General features: G+C 45.1%; 1 protein-coding gene and 1 pseudogene. Both read right to left on the bottom strand.

Annotated elements, in window-relative coordinates:
- Positions 1-242: AAA family ATPase (locus tag KNP83_RS14975; RefSeq protein ID WP_214761575.1), on the bottom strand; the 242-nt coding region annotated here is incomplete at its 3' end.
- Positions 242-430: pseudogene (locus KNP83_RS14970) on the bottom strand (hypothetical protein); the annotation flags it as partial. The gene KNP83_RS14975 and the pseudogene KNP83_RS14970, both read right to left, overlap by 1 nt.

The following is a 430-nucleotide window of genomic DNA, read 5'->3' as shown; positions in this document are numbered from 1 at the left end:
AGATTGAAAAAATCTGAACCGACAATATCTGACGGTAATAAGTCGGCTGTGAACTGAATTCTTGAAAAGTCGCCGTGGAAACTCGTCGCTAGTGTCTTGGCCAACATCGTCTTTCCGGTGCCCGGTACATCTTCTAAGAGCACATGTCCGTTCGCCAAAAGCGACGTCACACATAGTTCTACCACTGTCGGGTTGCCCAAATAGACTTGGTTGATTTCCTCAATCATCGTACGAATGTTCATCAAGATTTCTCTCCTTTGTAGTGTTGTATATACTGTCTGACAGATACTTTGAAATCGTGAAGTGAGCGCTCGTCGATCACGTTCAGTTCTCCATATCGCACATCGGCATAAGGTTTCACAGATTGTTCGAATCGAATGCGTGCAAACCACTCTGAGACGGTCTCGTGAGGTTTTCGTTTTTGAGTGTC

The sequence above is a fragment of the Exiguobacterium sp. s146 genome (assembly GCF_018618415.1).
Lineage (GTDB): Bacteria > Bacillota > Bacilli > Exiguobacteriales > Exiguobacteriaceae > Exiguobacterium.
This window is presented reverse-complemented; position numbering and strand designations above follow the sequence as displayed.